The 20466-nt window shown below is 41.7% G+C and carries 25 protein-coding genes; 2 read left to right on the top strand and 23 right to left on the bottom strand.

Annotated elements, in window-relative coordinates; genetic code table 11:
• Positions 1–252: 252 nt before the first annotated feature.
• The 10 genes from dnaK to QM956_RS06525 all read right to left on the bottom strand — a co-directional run bounded on the left by dnaK (position 253) and on the right by QM956_RS06525 (position 9297).
• Positions 253–2076, bottom strand: coding sequence for a molecular chaperone DnaK (dnaK, locus tag QM956_RS06570; protein WP_000034667.1), 1824 nt, complete (start codon positions 2074–2076; stop codon positions 253–255).
• 252 nt (positions 2077–2328) lie between these two features.
• Positions 2329–2844: a nucleotide exchange factor GrpE gene (gene grpE / locus QM956_RS06565; protein WP_261116134.1), complete on the bottom strand. Its 516-nt coding sequence runs from the start codon at positions 2842–2844 to the stop codon at positions 2329–2331.
• A 26-nt stretch (positions 2845–2870) separates the two neighbouring features.
• Positions 2871–3905 carry a heat-inducible transcriptional repressor HrcA gene (gene hrcA, locus QM956_RS06560; RefSeq protein ID WP_261066350.1) on the bottom strand — a complete coding sequence of 345 codons (1035 nt, stop codon included), beginning with the start codon at positions 3903–3905 and terminating at the stop codon, positions 2871–2873.
• 160 nt (positions 3906–4065) lie between these two features.
• Entirely contained in the window at positions 4066–4578 is a 513-nt protein-coding gene (locus QM956_RS06555) for a DUF2812 domain-containing protein (protein WP_261116135.1), read from the bottom strand.
• Between the two features lie 34 nt (positions 4579–4612).
• Positions 4613–5188 carry a DUF2812 domain-containing protein gene (locus QM956_RS06550; RefSeq protein ID WP_414302359.1) on the bottom strand — a complete coding sequence of 192 codons (576 nt, stop codon included), beginning with the start codon at positions 5186–5188 and terminating at the stop codon, positions 4613–4615.
• Complete coding sequence (locus QM956_RS06545; protein WP_031233152.1) at positions 5188–5508, bottom strand: PadR family transcriptional regulator; 321 nt, start codon at positions 5506–5508, stop codon at positions 5188–5190. Before QM956_RS06545 ends, QM956_RS06550 begins: the two co-directional genes overlap by 1 nt.
• Positions 5509–5621: 113 nt before the next feature.
• Positions 5622–6968 carry a type I glutamate--ammonia ligase gene (gene glnA, locus QM956_RS06540; RefSeq protein WP_004255939.1) on the bottom strand — a complete coding sequence of 449 codons (1347 nt, stop codon included), beginning with the start codon at positions 6966–6968 and terminating at the stop codon, positions 5622–5624.
• Between the two features lie 36 nt (positions 6969–7004).
• On the bottom strand, positions 7005–7361 hold the full coding sequence (glnR, locus tag QM956_RS06535; protein ID WP_000659548.1) for a transcriptional repressor GlnR: 357 nt from the start codon (positions 7359–7361) through the stop codon (positions 7005–7007).
• A gap of 76 nt (positions 7362–7437) precedes the next feature.
• Positions 7438–7965 carry an FUSC family protein gene (locus QM956_RS06530; protein ID WP_020902185.1) on the bottom strand — a complete coding sequence of 176 codons (528 nt, stop codon included), beginning with the start codon at positions 7963–7965 and terminating at the stop codon, positions 7438–7440.
• Positions 7966–8100: 135 nt separating this feature from the next.
• Positions 8101–9297, bottom strand: coding sequence for a phosphoglycerate kinase (locus tag QM956_RS06525; RefSeq protein WP_001096743.1), 1197 nt, complete (start codon positions 9295–9297; stop codon positions 8101–8103).
• 239 nt (positions 9298–9536) lie between these two features.
• On the opposite strand from QM956_RS06525, the gene QM956_RS06520 reads away from it, so the two are divergent.
• Complete coding sequence (locus QM956_RS06520; protein WP_261020657.1) at positions 9537–11168, top strand: Na/Pi cotransporter family protein; 1632 nt, start codon at positions 9537–9539, stop codon at positions 11166–11168.
• A 97-nt stretch (positions 11169–11265) separates the two neighbouring features.
• Here QM956_RS06520 and QM956_RS06515 read toward each other — a convergent pair whose 3' ends face one another.
• Entirely contained in the window at positions 11266–11562 is a 297-nt protein-coding gene (locus tag QM956_RS06515; protein ID WP_261020656.1) for a bacteriocin immunity family protein, read from the bottom strand.
• Between the two features lie 19 nt (positions 11563–11581).
• Positions 11582–12646 carry a glutamyl aminopeptidase gene (gene pepA, locus QM956_RS06510; protein WP_153199247.1) on the bottom strand — a complete coding sequence of 355 codons (1065 nt, stop codon included), beginning with the start codon at positions 12644–12646 and terminating at the stop codon, positions 11582–11584.
• A 293-nt stretch (positions 12647–12939) separates the two neighbouring features.
• Between pepA and galE the strand changes: the two genes are divergently transcribed.
• A complete protein-coding gene (gene galE / locus QM956_RS06505) occupies positions 12940–13938 on the top strand; it encodes a UDP-glucose 4-epimerase GalE (RefSeq protein WP_247953500.1) in 999 nt (332 codons plus the stop codon).
• A 77-nt stretch (positions 13939–14015) separates the two neighbouring features.
• Here the strand turns inward: galE and QM956_RS06500 are convergent, their stop codons facing one another.
• From QM956_RS06500 to QM956_RS06450, 11 genes are all read right to left on the bottom strand, one after another.
• Positions 14016–14180 carry a hypothetical protein gene (locus QM956_RS06500; protein WP_247933564.1) on the bottom strand — a complete coding sequence of 55 codons (165 nt, stop codon included), beginning with the start codon at positions 14178–14180 and terminating at the stop codon, positions 14016–14018.
• A gap of 6 nt (positions 14181–14186) precedes the next feature.
• On the bottom strand, positions 14187–14423 hold the full coding sequence (gene yidD / locus QM956_RS06495; protein ID WP_173306792.1) for a membrane protein insertion efficiency factor YidD: 237 nt from the start codon (positions 14421–14423) through the stop codon (positions 14187–14189).
• A complete protein-coding gene (locus tag QM956_RS06490; RefSeq protein ID WP_001222228.1) occupies positions 14423–15145 on the bottom strand; it encodes a pseudouridine synthase in 723 nt (240 codons plus the stop codon). Before QM956_RS06490 ends, yidD begins: the two co-directional genes overlap by 1 nt.
• Complete coding sequence (scpB, locus tag QM956_RS06485; protein WP_049515986.1) at positions 15132–15701, bottom strand: SMC-Scp complex subunit ScpB; 570 nt, start codon at positions 15699–15701, stop codon at positions 15132–15134. The genes QM956_RS06490 and scpB overlap by 14 nt, the downstream gene beginning before the upstream one ends.
• Positions 15702–15719: 18 nt before the next feature.
• Positions 15720–16448: a segregation/condensation protein A gene (locus QM956_RS06480; protein ID WP_050201352.1), complete on the bottom strand. Its 729-nt coding sequence runs from the start codon at positions 16446–16448 to the stop codon at positions 15720–15722.
• Positions 16448–17182: a site-specific tyrosine recombinase XerD gene (gene xerD, locus QM956_RS06475; protein WP_414302358.1), complete on the bottom strand. Its 735-nt coding sequence runs from the start codon at positions 17180–17182 to the stop codon at positions 16448–16450. Before xerD ends, QM956_RS06480 begins: the two co-directional genes overlap by 1 nt.
• Complete coding sequence (gene cbpB / locus QM956_RS06470; protein ID WP_261065711.1) at positions 17179–17640, bottom strand: cyclic-di-AMP-binding protein CbpB; 462 nt, start codon at positions 17638–17640, stop codon at positions 17179–17181. Before cbpB ends, xerD begins: the two co-directional genes overlap by 4 nt.
• A complete protein-coding gene (locus QM956_RS06465) occupies positions 17637–18158 on the bottom strand; it encodes a metallophosphoesterase (protein WP_173213161.1) in 522 nt (173 codons plus the stop codon). Before QM956_RS06465 ends, cbpB begins: the two co-directional genes overlap by 4 nt.
• Positions 18134–19105, bottom strand: coding sequence for a nucleoside-triphosphate diphosphatase (locus QM956_RS06460; RefSeq protein ID WP_247939672.1), 972 nt, complete (start codon positions 19103–19105; stop codon positions 18134–18136). The genes QM956_RS06465 and QM956_RS06460 overlap by 25 nt, the downstream gene beginning before the upstream one ends.
• Positions 19102–19896 (bottom strand): glutamate racemase, encoded by a 795-nt coding sequence (gene racE, locus QM956_RS06455; RefSeq protein ID WP_000370378.1) that lies wholly within the window; start codon positions 19894–19896, stop codon positions 19102–19104. Before racE ends, QM956_RS06460 begins: the two co-directional genes overlap by 4 nt.
• A 202-nt stretch (positions 19897–20098) precedes the next feature.
• Positions 20099–20347, bottom strand: a complete 249-nt coding sequence (locus tag QM956_RS06450; RefSeq protein WP_076984790.1) for a YneF family protein — start codon at positions 20345–20347, stop codon at positions 20099–20101.
• Positions 20348–20466 lie beyond the last annotated feature (119 nt).

Below are 20466 nucleotides of genomic sequence, written 5' to 3'. Positions count from 1 at the left end.
ATTTCTTCCTATCATTACGACGTTCAAAAATAAAGTCGATTATACTTTGTTTTTGAACTAGTAAGGAGTTTAGACAAGTCGCCATAGCTATTGCCGTAGAATGACAATCACTTTAGTGATTAGTCATTCTTAACGAGTTAGGCTTAACTGAGTTTCGGCTAAAAACTTCGGAAAAAAGATAAGCCATCTTTTGTGCATCGCACAAGGCGATGGCTTCCTATTTTTCTTTCGTTTTCTTAACGCCTCAACATCTTATTTTTCAGTAAACTCTCCGTCTACGACGTCATCGCCTGCGTTTCCTGTTGCTTGTGCGCCTTCTGCTCCTGCTTGAGCTTGTTGCGCTGCTGCGGCTTGTTCATAGAGTTTAACAGCAAGACCTTGAGCTTTTTCATTCAATGCTTCAAGTTTTGCTTTCATTTCGTCCAAGTTGTTGTCTTCTTGAGCTTTCTTAAGGTCATCAAGGGCAGCTTGGGCAGCGTCACGTTCTGCGTCGAAGCCTTTGCCTTCAGTTTCCTTGATTGTCTTTTCAGTCGCAAAGATAGCTTGGTCTACTTCGTTACGAAGGTCAACTTCTTCTTTACGTTTCTTATCTGCTTCAGCATTTGCTTCTGCATCTTTCATCATGCGGTCGATTTCTTCGTCAGTCAAACCTGAGTTCGATTGGATAACAATTGTTTGTTCTTTTTGAGTTCCAAGGTCTTTAGCTTTAACAGATACGATACCATTCTTGTCGATGTCGAAAGTTACTTCGATTTGAGGAATTCCACGAGGTGCAGCTGGAATATCTGTCAATTGGAAGCGTCCAAGAGTCTTGTTATCTGCTGCCATTGGGCGTTCACCTTGAAGAACGTGGATATCAACGGCTGGTTGGTTGTCTGCTGCAGTTGAGAAGACTTGTGATTTAGATGTTGGAATAGTAGTGTTGCGATCGATAAGTTTTGTAAATACTCCACCCATTGTTTCGATACCAAGTGACAATGGTGTTACGTCAAGAAGGACAACGTCTTTAACATCACCAGTAATCACACCACCTTGGATGGCAGCACCCATAGCAACTACTTCATCAGGGTTTACTGATTTGTTTGGTTCTTTACCAGTTTCAGCCTTAACAGCTTCAACAACGGCAGGGATACGAGTTGAACCACCAACAAGGATAACTTCGTCGATTTCTGACAAGCTCAAACCTGCATCAGAAAGGGCTTGACGAACTGGAACTTTTGTACGTTCTACAAGGTCACGAGTCAAATCGTCAAATTTTGCACGAGTCAAAGTCATTTCCAAGTGAAGAGGTCCAGCTTCACCAGCAGTGATAAATGGCAAGCTGATTTGAGTTGAAGTTACACCAGAAAGGTCTTTCTTAGCTTTTTCAGCTGCATCTTTCAAACGTTGCATTGCCATCTTGTCAGTAGACAAGTCAATACCGTTTTCTTTCTTGAATTCTGCTACCAAGTGGTCGATAATTTTTTGGTCAAAGTCATCACCACCGAGTTTGTTGTCCCCTGCAGTTGACAATACATCGAAGACACCGTCACCCAATTCAAGGATAGAGACGTCGAATGTACCACCACCAAGGTCAAATACCAAGATTTTTTCTTCTTTGTCAGTCTTGTCCAAACCGTAAGCAAGAGCGGCTGCAGTTGGTTCGTTGACGATACGTTCTACTTCAAGACCAGCGATTTTACCAGCGTCTTTTGTCGCTTGACGTTGAGCATCGTTGAAGTAAGCTGGAACTGTGATAACTGCTTTAGTTACTTTTTCACCAAGGTAGTCTTCAGCGTAGCCTTTCAAGTATTGAAGGATCATAGCTGAAATTTCTTGTGGAGTATATTCTTTTCCATTTGCAGAAACTTTTTCAGAAGTTCCCATTTTAGATTTGATAGAGATGACTGTATCTGGGTTTGTGACTGCTTGGCGTTTTGCAGCATCACCAACGATGATTTCGCCGTTTTTGAATGAGACTACAGATGGAGTTGTACGGTTTCCTTCTGGGTTTGCGATGATTTTGCTTTCAGTTCCTTCAAGAACTGCAACTGCTGAGTTTGTTGTACCTAAGTCAATACCGATAATTTTAGACATGTGTTTTTCTCCTTAAATTTTATATTCTATTTTCTTTTTGATACTCTTCTTAAGTGGCGGCGCCGTCAGAGCTTGACTTCGTCAATCTCTTTGACTAAACTTTGAGCCTAAGGTCTCAAAGTTTGCGCAAATAGCGCCACGGCGAAGAGTATCGTCTTTGGTTCGCTTTGCTCACTATTGCAAAGCCAAATATATTTTATCTTTCTTCATAGTTTATTGTCGTTTCGGACAGGTTTTTTTAAGCTATCTAGCCTAGTTGTAAACCACCACCATTGCTGGGCGTAGGATGCGGTCATGGAGTTTGTAGCCTTTTTGGAAGACTTGAGCGATGGTATCTGCTGGGTGTTCATCGTCTGCTGGGAGAGTTTGGATGGCCATATGGTAGTTATGGTCAAATTCACCGTCAGCTGCGATTTCTTCGATTCCTTCTTCTTTCAAAGCGTGAATCAAGCTTTCTTGCACCATCTCCAATCCTTTTTTGACATCGTCTGTCAATCCTTCAACTGCGAGTGCACGCTCAAGGTTGTCCAAAGAAGGGAGAATTGCTTTTGCCAAATCCTGGCTACGATAACGTTGCAAGTTTTGACGCTCTTCATTAGCACGGCGTTGGATATTTTGCATTTCTGCATGAGCGCGAAGGTATTTATTTTCGAACTCATCTGCACGTTCATTTGCCAAGTCCAATTCTGACTTTTCAGGAGTTGTTTCTTCTACCGTTTCCACAACTTCCTCTCCTTGAACTTCTTCATTTTTTATATCTTGGGCCATTTTCGCCTCCTTTAATGATTTCAATCTTAATGTACTTCGTAATGATTACTGCTGAGGTAGCGGTAAAAATCTGTCAACTTCATGGTCAAAACACGGTTGACCACATTGACTTGGTTGATTAGCTGTTGGTAATCCAGATTGACTGGACCGATAATTGCTAGAATTCCAACTCCCCGATAAGGAATGAGGAACTTGCTACTAATCACCGCTAGGTCAGCTAGACAGGACTCTTGACTGTCTGCAACACGGACGTTTTGCATCTGATCCTCATGCAGCCCCTCACGAATTTCCAGGGCCACCTTTTGCGGTTGGTCAAAGAACTGATAGGCTGCTAGATTAGCAAAATTCAAGAGATTGACCTTGCCCGCCACCACAATGTTTTCGTTGAACATTTCCTTAAAAATGTGTTCAAAGAGATCAACCACATTATCCGTTGTTGTAAAGTAACGCTGGATAATCTGCGGAATCTCCGTCCGAATCTTGTAGTGAATATCTAGAACGGTGTGGCCGAGGAAACGTTCCTGAATGATTGCCTTCAGTTTCAGCAAATCCTCCTGCAAGAAGTTCCTTGGAATCAGAAACTGACTGGTAACCGTTCGAGACTCGTCTAGGGTAAATACTGCCAAGGCTGTATGTTGCCCCAAAACAACGATATCAAAGGCTGTCAACCGTTGCCTGCTCGGCTCAACATCCAGTGCTACTACCGTACAGCCACTCAAGTCTGTCAGTAGATTAGCAGCCTCTTGCAGAATATCCTCCAATTTGAAGAATTCCTGATCAAAGGCTTTGACGATCTCATAAACCTCATTTTCAGCCAGTCGATCAAAATCCAGTGAGTGTTTTACATAGTACTGAAAACCAGCAACACTTGGCATCCGACCACTTGAAGTATGAGCCTTCTCAAGCAAACCTTGCTTTTCTAGAGCCGCCATGTCATTACGAATGGTTGCACTGCTAGAGTTAATAGACTCTTGCAAGGCTTTGGATCCGACAGGTTCGTGCGTTTTGGTAAAGATGTCAATAATCAGATTTAAAATATCCTGCTGACGCTCTGTAACCATCTCATCACTCCTCTCTGTCTGATCGATTAGCACTCGATACGCTCAAGTGCTAACTTATGATTCTATTATACACCCTTAAAAGAGAATGTCAAGATAAAAACTCAAAAAATTAGCACTCTTTTATCAAGAGTGCTAAAAATCAGTCTGAAGACCTAGAACCCTACCTTCCATCTACTCGGTATTTCCTTTTAAGTCTGAAAAAACCATGGATTAGATAAGAAATCAGAAAAGCATATAAAAGAAAAATAATAAAGAAAGATATAGAAAGTTCTTCTTTAAATAAACTCATACAAACAACCAAACCACCTAAGAAAGTAGCTGTACATGAACGAAGTCTAGACCGCATAACTTCCCACCTAAGACCCTTACTCACATAGACTTGATCCTCTGGAAGTAAATTAGAAGACGATTTACGAAGAATCGAACAAGAACCTGCTCCTATCAATTCCCAACCTCTATTTCTAAAATCTTGCAGTTCATACTTATACTTTTTAAGAAATCTAGAATCATAGATACAGTAGATGACATCGTCTGGTTGACATTGGTCAAAATAGAAAAAACCAAAACGACTCGTTCTATACTTCCAACCTTTCAAATGCATCTCATGTAAATATTCTTCTTCCTTGTCCAAATCAACAATGGTGAAAATCCGAAATTGCTTTTTATTTATCATGACTTCCCCTCCAATTTTGAGCATACCTACCCTATCATAAATCTGATAATTCCTTCTTTTTATGCCATAACTTCCAGCTAATATAGGCAACTATTAACAAAAGGATTAAAGACAAGAAAATATCTAGCCCGACCGCAAATAAACTCCATAGACCATACGCATTACTTTTATTGAGCAACTTAAGTAAGAATGGTATATGTATGGCTAGCAAAAGTAAAACAGGTACTAATCGCAGTCTTAAAATGCGATTAACCATAGCTAACTTCCCGGCCGCGTCATTATAAATTTCAAACTCTGCATCCGATTCAATTTCAGAATGTACTTTTCTAAAATAGGAAAAACTATTAAAGTCTGTAATATGCTCCCAGCCACAGTCTTTAAACAGTTGTAAATAGGAAGTTCTCTCTGATTTTTCCATTGGGTAAAAGTCCAACTGATAAGACACTTGCTCAGGGTGACATTTTTCAAAGGTATACTTAACTGCAAACAATAAGATAGAATAGCTTACTTTCCTAAGTTTCCAGCCCTTAGCATGCATTTCTCTAAAGTATAGAGCCTCCCTCTCATAATCCGCAATTGTAAAAATTCGATAAACAATTTTCTTTTCCATCATCCTTCCTCCCGACTGTTTCTATAGAGCCGTTCAATACGCTTCAATTCAATATCTAAGACTTTGCGTCCCAAGTCTGTAATCTGATAGATTTTCCGTTTTTCCTCTTCGCGGACAAAGGAAATCAAACCATCCTTTTCCATCTTTGACAAGGTTCCATACATAGTTCCAGGACTAATCGAAACTTGCAAATCTGTCATCTCCTTGACCTTTTGCGTAATACTGTACCCATGACCTTCCTTTTGCAGACAGAACAAGATATAAAAACCCGTTTCCGTCATCGGAAGATAAACTCGACGAATCTTATCCGTTAATTCCATTTGCATTCACCTCCTATTCAATTCGATATATCGCACTTCGTTATATAAAATATATCACACCTCGATATAAAACACAAGAAAAAAGACCGCCCTCAGGCAATCTTTCTTCTATATTAATAAAGATCTAAATAGTTATCAATTTCCCATTGTGAAACGAAGGTTGCATAACTTGCCCATTCAATTCGTTTGGCTTCAAGGAAACTAGTATAGATATGTTCTCCAAGAGCCGCTCTAACAACTTCATCTTCTGTCAAAGCTTTCAAAGCGTTGTGAAGAGTTGATGGAAGGTCTGTAATACCAGCTTCCTTACGCTCTTCTGCTGTCATGATGTAGATATTTTCTTCGATAGGAGCTGGTGCTTCAATTTTGTTTTCAATACCATGCAAACCAACTTCCAACAGCACAGCCATCGCGATATATGGGTTTGCCATCGGATCCACTGAACGTAACTCAAGACGAGTTCCCATACCACGTGAAGCAGGCACGCGCACAAGTGGCGAACGGTTACGACCAGCCCAAGCAATGTAAACAGGTGCTTCATAACCAGGAACCAAACGTTTGTATGAGTTAACTGTTGGGTTCATGATGGCAGTATAGTTGTAGGCATGCTTAATCAAACCGCCAAGGAAATGGTAGGCCGTTTCTGACAACTGCATTCCTTTTGGATCATTTGGATCAAAGAAGGCATTGTTTCCTTCTTCATCAAACAAGGACATATTACAGTGCATACCTGATCCAGCAATACCAAATTTTGGTTTAGCCATAAAGGTTGCGTAAAGCCCATGTTTGCGAGCAATGGTTTTAACAACAAGTTTAAAGATTTGAATCTTATCACAAGCACGGAGAACTTCATCGTACTTGAAGTCAATCTCATGCTGTCCAACCGCAACCTCGTGGTGACTCGCTTCTACTTCAAATCCCATTTTGGTCAAGACATTCACAATCTCACGACGTGTGTTGTCCGCAAGGTCAGTAGGCGCCAAATCAAAGTAGCCACCCTTGTCATTCACTTCAAGTGTTGGATCTCCATTTTCATCCAACTTAAATAGGAAGAATTCTGGCTCTGGCCCAAGGTTGAAGGATTTGAATCCCACTTCTTCCATGTGACGAAGAGCACGTTTCAAATTGCCACGAGGGTCTCCTGCAAATGGTTCACCTTCTGTTGTATAGACATCACAGATCAAACCTGCAACACTTCCATTTTCATCTCCCCAAGGGAAGACTGTCCATGTATCCAAGTCTGGGTACAAGTACATATCCGACTCATTGATACGTACAAAACCTTCAATAGAAGATCCATCAAACATAGCCTTGTTTGACAAGACTTTATCTAACTGTTCATCTGTAGCAGGAATTTCGACGTTTTTCATGGTTCCCAAAATATCTGAGAACATGAGACGAATAAAGGTAACATTTTTTTCCTTGACTTCACGACGAATATCTGCAGCTGTGATTGGCATGAGTTTTCTCCTTAATGTATGACTACTTGCGGTTGCCTAACCGCGACCAAAAGGTGACCGTACTGAAGCAAAGCGACCTTGTTGGAGGAGTTCATTATGAAGTGCACGACGCACCTCAGTCTGACTCACCGCTTTCTTGGATTTCGCTTCACGTTCAGCATATTTTTTCTTAATGGCAGCGATATTATAACCTTCAGAGATATAATCTTTGATTTCAAGCAGACGATCCATGTCATTCAAGGAATACATGCGACGGTTCCCTTCGTTTCGATCAGGCTTAATCAACTCTTGATCTTCATAATAACGAATCTGACGCGCCGATAGATCGGTCAACTTCATAACACTGCCGATAGGAAAAACAGCCATATTTCGGCGAAATTCTTTTTCCTTCATTTACAATTTCCTTCTTTCTGTCTATTATAGTCTAAAAAAAGACAAACGTCAATTGATAATGTTATAAAATGTAACATTATTTTTCTTTTTTCTCAAAAAAGAGCCGAATGCGGTCAATATCATAATTTACGAGAATTGCGACAAAAACTCCCATGAAAGTTTCTGATACACGCGCAAATACGTACAAAATCGTCTCGCCACTCGGAATCGATAGGGTAATGATTAACATAGCTGCTACACCACCAATAACCCCTGCTTTGTTATTCATGGCTACATTTGTCATAATGGTTAACATGGTGCATATTGGAACAACTACTAAGGTTACCCAAAAGGCTTCGTGGAAAAAGGTATTTAATAAGAAGAAGACTAGGGCATAGAGGCCACCGATACTATTTCCTAGAATACGCGAAGTCCCAAAATGGACACTCTTATCAAAACTCTCCCTCAGGCTAAAAACGGCTGTCAAAGCACCAATTTGAAGACCTTTCCAACCAAAAAAGCCAAAAATCAAGAGAACTAGAAAAACAGCAATACCTGTTTTAAAGGTTCGCATACCAAGTTTGAACTGGGATTTATCGAATTTATATTTTTTAAAATAACTCATAATCTCAACTTTCTATTTCCATTTTATCATAAATCGGTGATTTTTATGAGTAATAGTTGAGAGGAAGCGTTTTTATTTTGAGCAAAAGAAAAGAGGAACTTTCATCCCTCTATTCTTTGATTTGTTTATAAAATCTTATTTTTCTGTCAAGGCTGCAAGTCCTGGAAGAACTTTACCTTCAAGAAGTTCCATTGATGCTCCACCACCAGTAGAGATCCATGAGAATTTATCTGCACGGCCAAGGTTAATCGCTGCGGCAGCTGAGTCACCACCACCGATGATTGATTTAACGCCTGGTTGTTTCACGATAGCGTCCATCACACCGATTGTACCAGCTTGGAAGTCTGGGTTTTCAAACACACCCATAGGTCCGTTCCATACAACTGTTTTCGCACCAGTCAAAGCTTCGTCAAATTTAGCGATAGATTTTGGACCGATGTCAAGACCAAGGAAGCCTTCAGAAACTGCTTCACCTTCAGTGTCACGCACTTCAGTGTAACCAGCAAATGCGTTAGCTTCTTTTGAGTCAACTGGCAAGATCAATTTACCGTTTGCTTTTTCAAGAAGAGCTTTCGCAACATCCAATTTGTCTTCTTCTACAAGTGAGTTACCGATTTCGATACCTTGTGCTTTGTAGAATGTGTAAGTCATACCACCACCGATAAGGACTTTATCAGCTTTTTCAAGCAAGTTTTCGATAACACCGATCTTGTCTGAAACTTTTGAACCACCAAGGATAGCCACGAATGGACGTTCTGGAGTTTCAACTGCTTCTTGGATGTAGGCAATTTCGTTTTCAAGAAGGAAACCAGCAACTGCTTTTTCAACGTTTGCTGAGATACCAACGTTAGATGCGTGTGCACGGTGAGCTGTACCGAATGCATCGTTTACGAAGATACCATCTCCAAGTGATGCCCAGTATTTACCAAGTTCAGGATCGTTTTTAGATTCTTTCTTGCCATCAACATCTTCGTAACGAGTGTTTTCAACCAAGAGAACTTGTCCATCTTCAAGAGCGTTGATAGCTGCTTCCAATTCAGCACCACGAGTGACACCTGGGAAAACAACGTCTTGGCCCAATTTAGCTGCCAAGTCTGCTGCTACAGGAGCAAGTGATTTACCAGCTTTATCAGCTTCTTCTTTCACACGTCCAAGGTGAGAGAAAAGAATTGCACGTCCACCTTGTTCGATGATGTACTTAATAGTTGGAAGAGCTGCTGTGATACGGTTGTCGTTAGTGATTACGCCATCTTTCAATGGTACGTTGAAGTCAACACGAACGAGGACTTTTTTACCTTTCAAGTCAACGTCTTTAACAGTAAGTTTTGCCATGTTACAAAAACCCCTTTATTTATTTTATTCGAAACTATTATATCACACTTTGGAAATATAAGGAAAGATTTCACAAGATTTTTCGATATTTAATCTTTGTGACATCCTAGAGTATATTATTTTTGCTTTTTCTAACGAATTTTCTTTCTAAAATCTTAGCTTAACACTTGTTAGATTTACTTTTATCCTTTAAAATAGAATAGGAGAAATTCCGTTATTATTTTTCGGAGGAAAAAGAAATGTCCATTAATTGGCAGGAAATTTTATTTCACTTTTTAGGTGGTCTGGGACTATTCTTATATAGTATCAAGACCATGGGAGACGGTTTGCAACAAGCTGCTGGAGATCGCCTTCGGTTTTACATTGACAAATATACCAGCAATCCGTTCTTCGGTGTGCTAGTTGGTATCGGTATGACGGCGCTAATTCAGTCAAGTTCTGGGGTCACAGTCATTACAGTGGGGCTAGTCAGCGCAGGACTTTTGACCTTGCGTCAAGCTATCGGTATTGTCATGGGTGCCAATATTGGAACTACCGTTACATCCTTTATCATCGGTTTTAAGCTAGGAGATTATGCCTTACCAATGCTTTTCATCGGAGCGATTTGTCTCTTCTTCACCAAGAATCGCTCTATCAATAACATCGGACGTATCATTTTTGGTGTAGGTGGTATCTTCTTCGCTCTCAATCTTATGAGCGGTGCAATGGAACCTCTAAAAGACCTGCAAGTCTTTAGAGACTATATGGTTGAACTAAGCAAGAGTCCTATTCTAGGTGTCTTTGTCGGAACTGGACTAACCCTACTCATTCAAGCTTCTTCCGCAACTATCGGTATCCTACAGAATCTTTACGCAAGTGGTTTGATTGATCTACAAGGTGCCCTACCAGTCTTGTTTGGTGATAATATCGGAACGACCATTACAGCTATTATTGCTTCTCTTGGAGCCAATATCGCTGCCAAACGTGTTGCTGGTGCCCATGTCGCCTTTAACGTGATTGGTACGGTTATCTGTATTGTCTTCCTTGTACCTTTCACTGGCTTGATTCAATGGTTTGAATCTACACTCAATCTGGCTCCAGAAATGACTATTGCCTTCGCCCACGGAACCTTTAATATCACAAATACTATTATCCAATTTCCATTCATCGGAGCCTTGGCCTACTTTGTAACCAAGCTCATCCCTGGTGAAGATGAAGTTGTCAAGTACGAGCCACTTTATCTTGATGAGCATTTGATTAAACAAGCTCCATCAATCGCTCTCGGAAATGCCAAAAAAGAACTCCTTCACTTGGGAAATTATGCTTCTAAAGCCTTTGACCTTTCATACAACTACATCATTGACCTCAATGAAAAGGTTGCTGAAAAAGGCCACAAGACAGAAGAAGCCATCAATACCATTGATGAAAAATTGACTCGCTATCTTATTACTCTTTCAAGCGAAGCTCTTAGCCAGAAAGAAAGTGAAGTGCTCACCAACATCCTGGATTCATCCCGTGATTTGGAACGGATTGGGGACCACGCAGAAGCCCTAATCAATCTGACCGACTATCTTCAACGTAAAAATGTTGTGTTCTCTGAAGCTGCTTTGCAAGAACTAGCTGATATCTATCAAAAAACCACTGCCTTTATCAAGGATGCCCTTGACAGCGTGGAAAACAATGATATTGAAAAAGCTCAAAGTCTGATTGAACGCCATAAAGAAATCAACAATATGGAACGTGTTCTCAGAAAGACTCACATCAAACGCCTCAACAAGGGCGAGTGTTCAACGCAAGCTGGGGTCAACTTTATCGACATCATTTCCCACTACACTCGTGTGTCTGACCATGCTATGAATTTAGCTGAAAAGGTCATTGCTGAACAAATCTAAGTACCAAGAAGCTATCCTAAATAGGATGGCTTTTTTCTTTTCCTAACCAAGAATTGCTTTTCTAACATATAGAAAAATGCTTTGATTCACAATGGAATCAAAGCATTTTAAAGAGCTCCCCGTACATAAGCGCAGAAGCCGCAGTTCCTCTGTACTTTGCTTCTTCTCTTTTGATAAAACGAGCTAAGTTGATTAACTCAGGTGCCGGATGTTTGGGATTTAGGAGCAATTCACGATTGACCAGGCCTGAGATACGAACTGCCAGCAATTGCTCATTTGTAGTGGGCAGTTTTTTTGCAGTCTCTAGGAGAGTAGCAACTAAATCTTCACTCAAATCATGTCGAGCATGATTGTAAAGATCTTTTATAAGGCTTTCTAGGTTTGGTTCTACCATCCCTACCACCTCCTTAAGTTTAATAATTTTTAATCAAGTCAACTGTTGAACGATCCAATTTTTTCACCAAGGCTTGCAAGAAAGCTTGCGCTTCTAAGAAGTCATCCATAGCGTAGAGGGTTTGATGAGAATGGATATAACGAGCGCAAACACCAATTGTTGTAGATGGGACACCACCATTTTTCAGATGAGCTGCGCCAGCGTCTGTTCCGCCTTTACCACAATAGTATTGGTACTTGATACCAGCTTCTTCAGCTGTTGTCAAAAGGAAATCCTTCATTCCTGGGAGAAGCAAGTGACCTGGATCATAGAAACGAATCAAGGTTCCATCTCCAATCTTACCTTGACCGCCATAAACATCACCAGCAGGTGAGCAGTCAACTGCTAGGAAAACTTCTGGGTCAAACTTGGTTGTGGAAGTATGAGCACCACGAAGACCAACTTCTTCTTGGACGTTAGAGCCAAGATAGAGTTCATTTTCGAGTTTTTGACCTGACAGAGCTTCCGCCAACTCGCTCACCATGAGAACTCCATAGCGGTTGTCCCAAGCTTTTGAGATGATATTTTTTTCATTGGCTGTCAAGATTGCAGAACTATCTGGTACGATGGTATCACCAGGACGGATACCAAAGCTTTCTGCCTCAACCTTGTCCGCAAAACCACCATCAAAGACGATATCTGCAATGGCAGGCATGGTTGGTCCGCCCTTACCACGAGTCAAATGTGGCGGAACAGAGCCTGAAATCACAGGAATTTCACGACCGTCACGAGTAAAGAGTTTAAAGCGCTGGCTACTAACCACCATAGGATTCCAACCACCGATTTCTACGACACGAAAAGTACCATCTGGCTTGATTTCGCTGACCATAAAACCAACTTCATCCATGTGAGAAGCGACCAAGACGCGCGGTGCATCTGCAGCTTCTGAATGTTTGATACCAAAAATACCACCCAAGCCATCTGTCACCACTTCATCCACATGCGGTGTCAATTTTTCACGAAGATAAGCACGGACAGGCGCTTCATGACCTGAGATAGCAGCAAGTTCTGTTACTTCTTTGATTTTTGAAAATAATGTTGTCATTTCAGTTCCTTCTTTCTTTCATCCATTTTACCACTTTTTATAGGAGAAGGATAGCGGGAAGGTGGATTTCTAAATTAGTATCTTAGTCTTACTGTATCTTATAAAAAGCTTGTATTTTCTTGCATGTGAGGTGAAATCTAAGAACTATTCCAAGATCAACCAAACTATTAATTTCCAAACACAAAACAATTCAATGCTATATTTGTTCAGTTTTTTATGAAATTTGCAGAAAATAGTTGACTTTGCCTTCTTATTTCTTTAAAATAGTACAAAACTAGGAAAAGGAAAAAATCATGACCAAAACAATTCTTGTTACAGGTGGAGCTGGCTACATTGGCTCCCATACCGTTAAAGCTCTTTTAAATGCTGGCTATCAGGTACATGTTCTAGATAATCTCTCTACAGGAAATCGTTCAGCTGTAGATAGTCGTGCTAGCTTTAAACAACTAGATGTTTATGATTCTAGTGCCCTAAAAGCTTACTTAGAAGAAAATCAGATTGATGCTGTTCTTCATTGTGCAGGTGAAATTGTTGTGAGCGAAAGTATTGAAAACCCAAGTAAATACTTCACTGCCAATGTTGCTGGTATGAACCAAGTTCTCAAAGTCTTATCTGAAGTTGGCATTCAAAAAATCATGTTCTCTTCGACTGCTTCCCTCTATGGTAATAACTGTATTGACAAGCCTGCAACTGAAGATACCCTGCTCGACCCTGTCAACCCTTATGCAGAAACAAAACTGATGGGTGAACGAATGATTTACTGGATGGCCAATCGCTATAATTGGAAATATGTCATTTTCCGTTACTTTAATGTAGCTGGGGCTGAAATGGATGCTTCAAACGGTCTGCGAGTGAAAAATCCAACTCATATCATTCCAAATATCAACAAGACCGCATTGGGACAAAATGATAGCCTGAAAATATTTGGAGATGACTACGATACACGTGATGGTTCATGTATTCGGGATTACATTCATGTCTTGGACCTTGCACAGGCTCATGTTAAAGGAATGAACTACCTATTTCAAGAAGACAGTTCTTCTCAAATCTTTAACTTAGGAACTGAAAAAGGCTATACCGTCAAAGAAATCTTTAAAACTGCTGAAGAATTACTGAATCAAAAAATACCACACGAAATTGTTGCTCGCCGTGCTGGTGACCCAGCTAGCGTCCTAGCAGACGCATCAAAAGCTAAAAAATATCTTGATTGGAAGGCTAGCTACTCCCTCGAAGATATTATTTTATCAGACTATCATTGGCGTGTTAAAGAGGGTAAAAACATTTTGGAATAAATAGCAGAAACATCAATCATAAATAAAAACACAGATAGATGGCACTTGATAAATACCAAGTATCATCTATCTGTGTTTTATACATTAGAATCCAATTTATACTCTTCGAAAATCTCTTCAAAGCACGTCAACGTCGCCTTGCCGTAGGTATGGTTACTGACTTCGTCAGTTCTATCCACAACCTCAAAACACTGTTTTGAGTAGCCTGCGGCTAGTTTCCTAGTTTGTTCTTTGATTTTCATTGAATATTATTTTGCATTTCTCTTTAAAGAAAAATGGTCTGGGACGGGGTCCTTACCTGTTTTCGACCAGGGATGGCAACGTAAAATCCGAGCCAAGCCCATCAAAACACCCTTGAAGCCATGTTTTTCAATAGCCTGAATCATATAGTTTGAGCAGGTAGGCTCAAAACGACAAGAGGGGGGAAAGGCTGGCGAGATAAACCGTTGGTAAAAGCGCACAGGCGCTATTAAGATTCGTTTCATTATTTCTTGGTTACAGCCATGGTATGTAGTTGGCTGATTTCTTTTTTATTAAGGCGACGAGATTCTCCCGGACGAAGTCCTGTCAAGTCTAGATGTCCGAAACGAGTCCGTGATAACTTATCTACTTGGAGACCGACAGCTTCAAACATCTTTTTAACCTGGTGGTTACGCCCTTCATGGATAGTCAACTGCACCACAGAGCGGTTTTTGACTGGATCCACTTTGAGAATCTCATAGACAGCCGGCTTGGTTTTCTTACCATCAATCTCAAGTCCACGGGTCAAGGGGCGGAGATTATCCTTATTGGCCACACCTTTAACACGCGCGACATAAACCTTGTCAATCTCATTACGTGGGTGAATCATCTCGTCTGTAAAATCCCCGTCATTGGTCAAAATCAAGACACCTGATGTGTCCCAGTCCAAACGACCTACAGGGTAGATACGCTCCTTCACGTTGGGCAAGAGGTCAACAACCGTCTTGCGGCCCTTGTCATCTGTCACACTGGAAATCACACCGCGTGGTTTGTTAAGCAGATAATAGACCTTTTCTTCATTGTAAATAGGTTGACCTTCAACTTCGACCTTGTCGCCGGACTTGATGGTCGTTGCTAGTTCACGTACCACTTGGCCGTTAACCGTCACCAAACCTTGCTTGATCAGCTCTTCTGCTTTTCTCCTACTGGCCACACCTGCGTGGGCAATATACTTATTGATTCTCATCTTCTTCTATCCTTTCACCAAATAATTGGCTTTCTTGGGCTTGAATCTCAAGCTCATCAATCACTGGTAATTCTTCCAAATGATTTATCCCCATGTAATCTAGGAAATAATCTGTAGTCACATAGAGGTTGGGGCGACCCAACACTTCTTTTTTCCCGTCTTCTCGTATCAAGTCAAAGGCCTGCAACTTTGCCAAGGCCCCACTCGAGTTGACCCCACGAATGGCATCAATCTCTATCCGTGTGATGGGCTGTTTGTAGGCAATGATGGACAAGGTCTCAAGGGCAGCCCGAGATAAACTCTGGTTGATAGGTGCCTTGGAATATTCCTTCAAAATCTCTGAAAACTGAGGCTTGGTCACCAATCTATAAGCACCACCTGTCTCAATCAGAGCCAAGCTGGAATCTGGGTCCTTTTCATACTTCTGGGCTAATTTTTCTAAACTCTGTTGGAGGCCTGTCGGTGGCAGAGAGAGGAGTTCAGCTAACTGGCGGACTCTAATCCCATCTTCACCCGCTACAAACAAGAGCGCTTCTATTTTTGCTAAAGTACTCATCTTTCCTCTCTATCAAGTCTAGCTTTGGGCCACTTGACTTTCTTCCTTCTTTTCCATGAGATAGATATCTCCGAAACTCTCCTCTTGCACGAGGATCAGCTCCTGGGTTTTGATTAACTCTAGGGTTGCCAAAAAGAGGGTAATGACCTCTTGGACATTCTGAGCTTCCTTGAACAAATCCTGCAAGCGCAACTGGTCTCGTTCAGCCAAGGACTCTTTCACGATAACCATCATGTCCTCAATCTTATACTCATCCCGCAGGATAGTCGTGTGATTCTGTGCAAACTCCTCTTTTTTCTTGGCTAGGATATTTGAAAAAGCCAAAAAGAGATCAATGGTCGTCTTGTCATGCACGAGCTCCGCATCTTCGTAAATCAACTCTGTCGGCGCTTTGGAATAGTACTGGGCCCTTTCTTGGTGCTTGGCTTCCAAGTGCTCACCCAAGAGCTTGAACTTGCGGTATTCTTCGATTTGAGAGAGAAGATCCTGCTCCAGGTCATCCTCCAAGTCGGTCACTTCTGCTACCTTGGGAAGGAGTTTGCGGCTCTTGATCAGCATGAGCTGACTGGCCATAACCATGTACTCGCCCGTCACTTCCAGACGCATGGCCTGCAGGGTTGAGACATAGGCTAGATACTGCTCAATGACTTCTGTAATTGGAACATCGTAGATATCCATCTGGTACTTTGAGACCAGGTGCAAGAGTAAGTCCAGGGGCCCTTCAAAATCTTTTAATTTAATATCCATTATCTATATTTTTCTAAGGTCAGGACTGTTTTTAATCCTAGTTTTTTTGCAATTTCGTACAAATCGACCTTGTTTTCTATTTGTCGTAGAATGAACTGTTCCCGCAAGGCTTGGGCTGATAAGGCTGGAAAACCTTTCTCCTTGACAAAAACTTCTAACTGACGAAAGGCCCACTGACGAGAATAGGCTTTCCCTCCCCTTTCAAAGAGATAGGTCTGGCCCATCAAGGGTTCCAATTCTGAAAGCAAGGTCGTGGGAATGGTGATAATCCTCTGTTGGGAAGCCTTATTGATTCGCAGCACCTGAAAATCCAGATTGATATCTGCAACCTTAAGGGCTAAAATTTCACTTGGCAAGAGCCCTATTTCCAAGATAAGAAGCGCCAGCAAGCGTCCTTCTGGATAATTACTTTCCTGCCAAAAAGAGTCTAGGTCTAAGAGTTCCGGCTTTTCGGCCTTCTTTTCAGCTTGTTTGGCTAATTCCAAACGATAAAAGCTGTCCACTTCTCCTTTTTGATAGAGAAAGTAGAGAAATTGGTTACAGGCCGAAATCTTTCGCTTCTGGGCGCTGATTTTTAGATTGGCTAGCTGGGCTTGGTAAATCTTGAGACTGGTCTCAGAAATCCGCTCGCCTACAATGTCTAAAAATTGCTCCAGATCATACTTATAGGACTGCTTTGAATTGACAGACAAGCCCTGCTTTTCCTCTAAAAAGGCTGAAATCCTGTCTCTCATTTGCATCGAATCTCATATTCCTTACTAAAGTCATGTAAGAGGGCATTAACTGCCTTGAGGATGGACTTGCGCGTGATAATCCCTTGAAAAATCCCTGACGCATCCACAACCGGCAAGAAGGACTCATCTACCAGCTTGTGCAAGACCTCCGTGATGGTAAAATCAGGCGAGACGACCGCTACGTCCGTTTTGGTCATATGAACAATATCCGTATCCGCCATGATTTCTTGACTCAAGTCATGCTCCATCTGATAAGCCATAATATCTCTGAGCCCAATCGTCCCAACAAACTGTTTTTCATCTGTCACAACAGGAACACGGGTATAGGTCATCTGACTGAGCAAGAGGGTCGCGTGGTCCGCATTGTGAGTATCAATCAACACAGCTAGATTTTTAGCAGGAGTCAAAAAAGTTTCTTCTTGCCCCAACAAGAAAGTCTCAAACTCCTTGGCAATCATCGGCTAAACTCCTTGGACAAGCCCGGATACACCTCATGGTCTCGTGTCAAAAAGTCCACTTTAAAATAACTATCATCAATCTCCACACGAGCATAGAGACATTCTCTGATGGTCCCACGTGGTTGACTGATGGAGCCTGGATTTAGAAAGAGGGTCTTGCCTTCCATCCAAGCACTTGGCACATGCAAGTGACCATAAAGGCAGATATCGGCCTCTTCTTCCTGAGCCCAGTAGTCCAACTTTTGAAAGTTGAAATTAATGTCAAACAAGTGGCCATGAGTTTGGATAATCTTGATCGAACCAAGCTCGGTCACCAAACGTTCTGGATAGCCGGCATAGAAGTCCATGTTCCCTTTAACAACGCGGATGCCCTCCCAAAGGGGAGAATCAGGACGCAGTTCAGAATCGCCATTATGAAAAACGGCATCAACTTTGCCTACATAGCGATCACGGATTTCTTCCACAATCAAGCTATCGCCATGAGAATCGCTCATTACAATGATGGTTTGCTTTGCCATGATGGAAATACCTCCAAAAGTTTCTTAACGGCTAAGGCACGGTGAGATTGACTATTTTTTTCTTCAAGGGTTAATTCAGCTGAGGACTTACCTGTCTCCCCTACAAGGAAGAGAGGGTCATAGCCAAAGCCATTTTCACCCTTAGGTTCAAAGTTAATGTAACCTGGCCAGTCTGCTTCAACAACCAAACTTTCCTTGTTTGGACTGGCTACGACTAGGGTTGTGTGGAACTGAGCCGAACGATCTTTTAGTTCAAAGACCATGGCCAATTCGTGCAAGAGTTTGGCATTGTTTTCACGGTCAGTAGCTCCCACACCTGCAAAACGTGCTGACCAGACACCTGGCAAGCCACCAAGGACATCGACTTTGAGACCTGAGTCATCTGCCAAAACCATCTTGCCCGTTAATTGAGAAATAGTTTCTGCCTTGAGACGGGCATTTTCTTCGAAGGTCATGCCTGTTTCAGCTACTTCAGGCAGGTCAGGATAGTCATTAAGATTTTCCACATCGTAGCCTAACTTATCAAAGATAGCTCGGAATTCCTTGGTCTTGCCCTCGTTACGAGTCGCAATCAATAAGGTTTCTCTGACCTTGTTTGTCTCAAAGAAGGCTTCTACATCAACACCTTCTTTGGGTAATTCTACATACAAGAGCTGCCCATTTTCAACCAAGAGCAGGGCTCCTTGACGTTGAATAACTTCCAAATTTCGGCCCATTTCTTGGTTAAGGATATCTACTACAAAAGACAATAAACGGTAGGGAGAACCATAGCGTAAAACAGTAACTGAAAGTGGAAAACCTCGTTCCTCGTCTCGAAAGATTTTGGCCAATCCAACTAGAGGAAAATCCAAGTCTTCATCAGTCAAAGTCCGGACACCACCAAAAATACTATAGGACCCAACATACCAGTCCTGGTCATCCTTGTATTCATAAATTTTATTTGTCATAATTCTACATGCTCCACATGAATTTCTTTTTCCAGCCATTCTTCACCAATTTGTGCAAAACTTTGGCTGCTGGCTGTTGTGTAAAAACGGTGATTAAGTGGTCCAGCATCGCGACCACGATTGATTTCAAAATAATTAAGTAAGACTGAGATGTCCCGTACGCACTCTGCCCCACTATCAATGAGCTGAACTTTTGGCCCCATGACATTTTGAATAATAGGTCTGAGCAGTGGATAATGGGTACAACCCAAAATCAGGCTATCCACCTTTCCAACCAAGGGACGCAGGGTTTCATATACCACTTTCTTGGTGACACTGGTTGACAGGGCACCTGACTCCACCAAGGGAGCAAACTTGGGACAGGCCAAACTCTCCACCTGTAAGTCCGGATCCAAATCATGGATTTTCTGACGGTAGATGTCTGATTGGACCGTCATGGGCGTTCCAATCACTCCGATTTTCCCACCTTGGCTGGACTTGATAGCTGCCGAAGCTCCTGGCAAAATCACACCTAGGACGGGAATGTCTAGTTGAGCCTTGATTTCTTCCCAGACGACCGCAGTCGCAGTATTACAAGCAATGACAATCATTTTGACATCCTTGGTCAAGAGAAAGTTGACCAACTGCCAAGTATATTCACGAATTTGCTCAGCAGGACGGGGGCCATAGGGCGCCCGCGCCGAATCTCCAATATAGACGATTTCTTCATGGGGAAGTTGGCGCATAAGCTCGCGCACAACGGTCAAGCCCCCGACACCCGAATCCAAAAAACCAATTGGTCGATTATCCATACAGTCTTCTTTCTAGTCTTTTTTCTGATTGATAGTTCATTATGATTACCGTTCCTTATGAACTGAATAATGACAGCCTAATCAACAACTATCTCTCTTAATCATAATCAAATATCAATAGAATGCAAGGAAAAAGTCTCATCCCTAAACCATAACCAACATAGTGAGAAGTCTGGAACTTTCATCCCAGACTTTTCCTTATTTATTTTTTCTTTTTATTGTTAGCAAGGGCTGCTTTTTGTTGGCGGATGATTTGGTGGTAAACTTGTTGTACCTTAGCTTCGCTTGGTTTTTGACCATTTGCACTCAAAAGAGTACGAACTGCTTCAGCATTCAAACGTGGGTTGTCAGCGAATTCTTTTTCAATTTGCTTACGAATCAAGTACATTCCTCCAAGAGCTCCTCCTAGAAAAGCTAGCACAATCAATACAATTGCTAAAAGTAAATCCATCATATTTCTCCTGTTTCTTTTTAAGTCTCTTTCATTATACCACAAACTAGCCACCCTGACCAGTTTGTTTTACGCTTTCAGGGAGGGAATAGACAGCAAAAAGAACCCTGCTTTTCTGC

The sequence above is a fragment of the Streptococcus mitis genome (genome assembly GCF_047460035.1).
GTDB classification, from domain to species: Bacteria; Bacillota; Bacilli; order Lactobacillales; family Streptococcaceae; genus Streptococcus; species Streptococcus mitis_DW.
The sequence above is the reverse complement of the archived record's forward strand: the minus strand, read 5'-3'. Positions and strand labels throughout refer to the sequence as shown.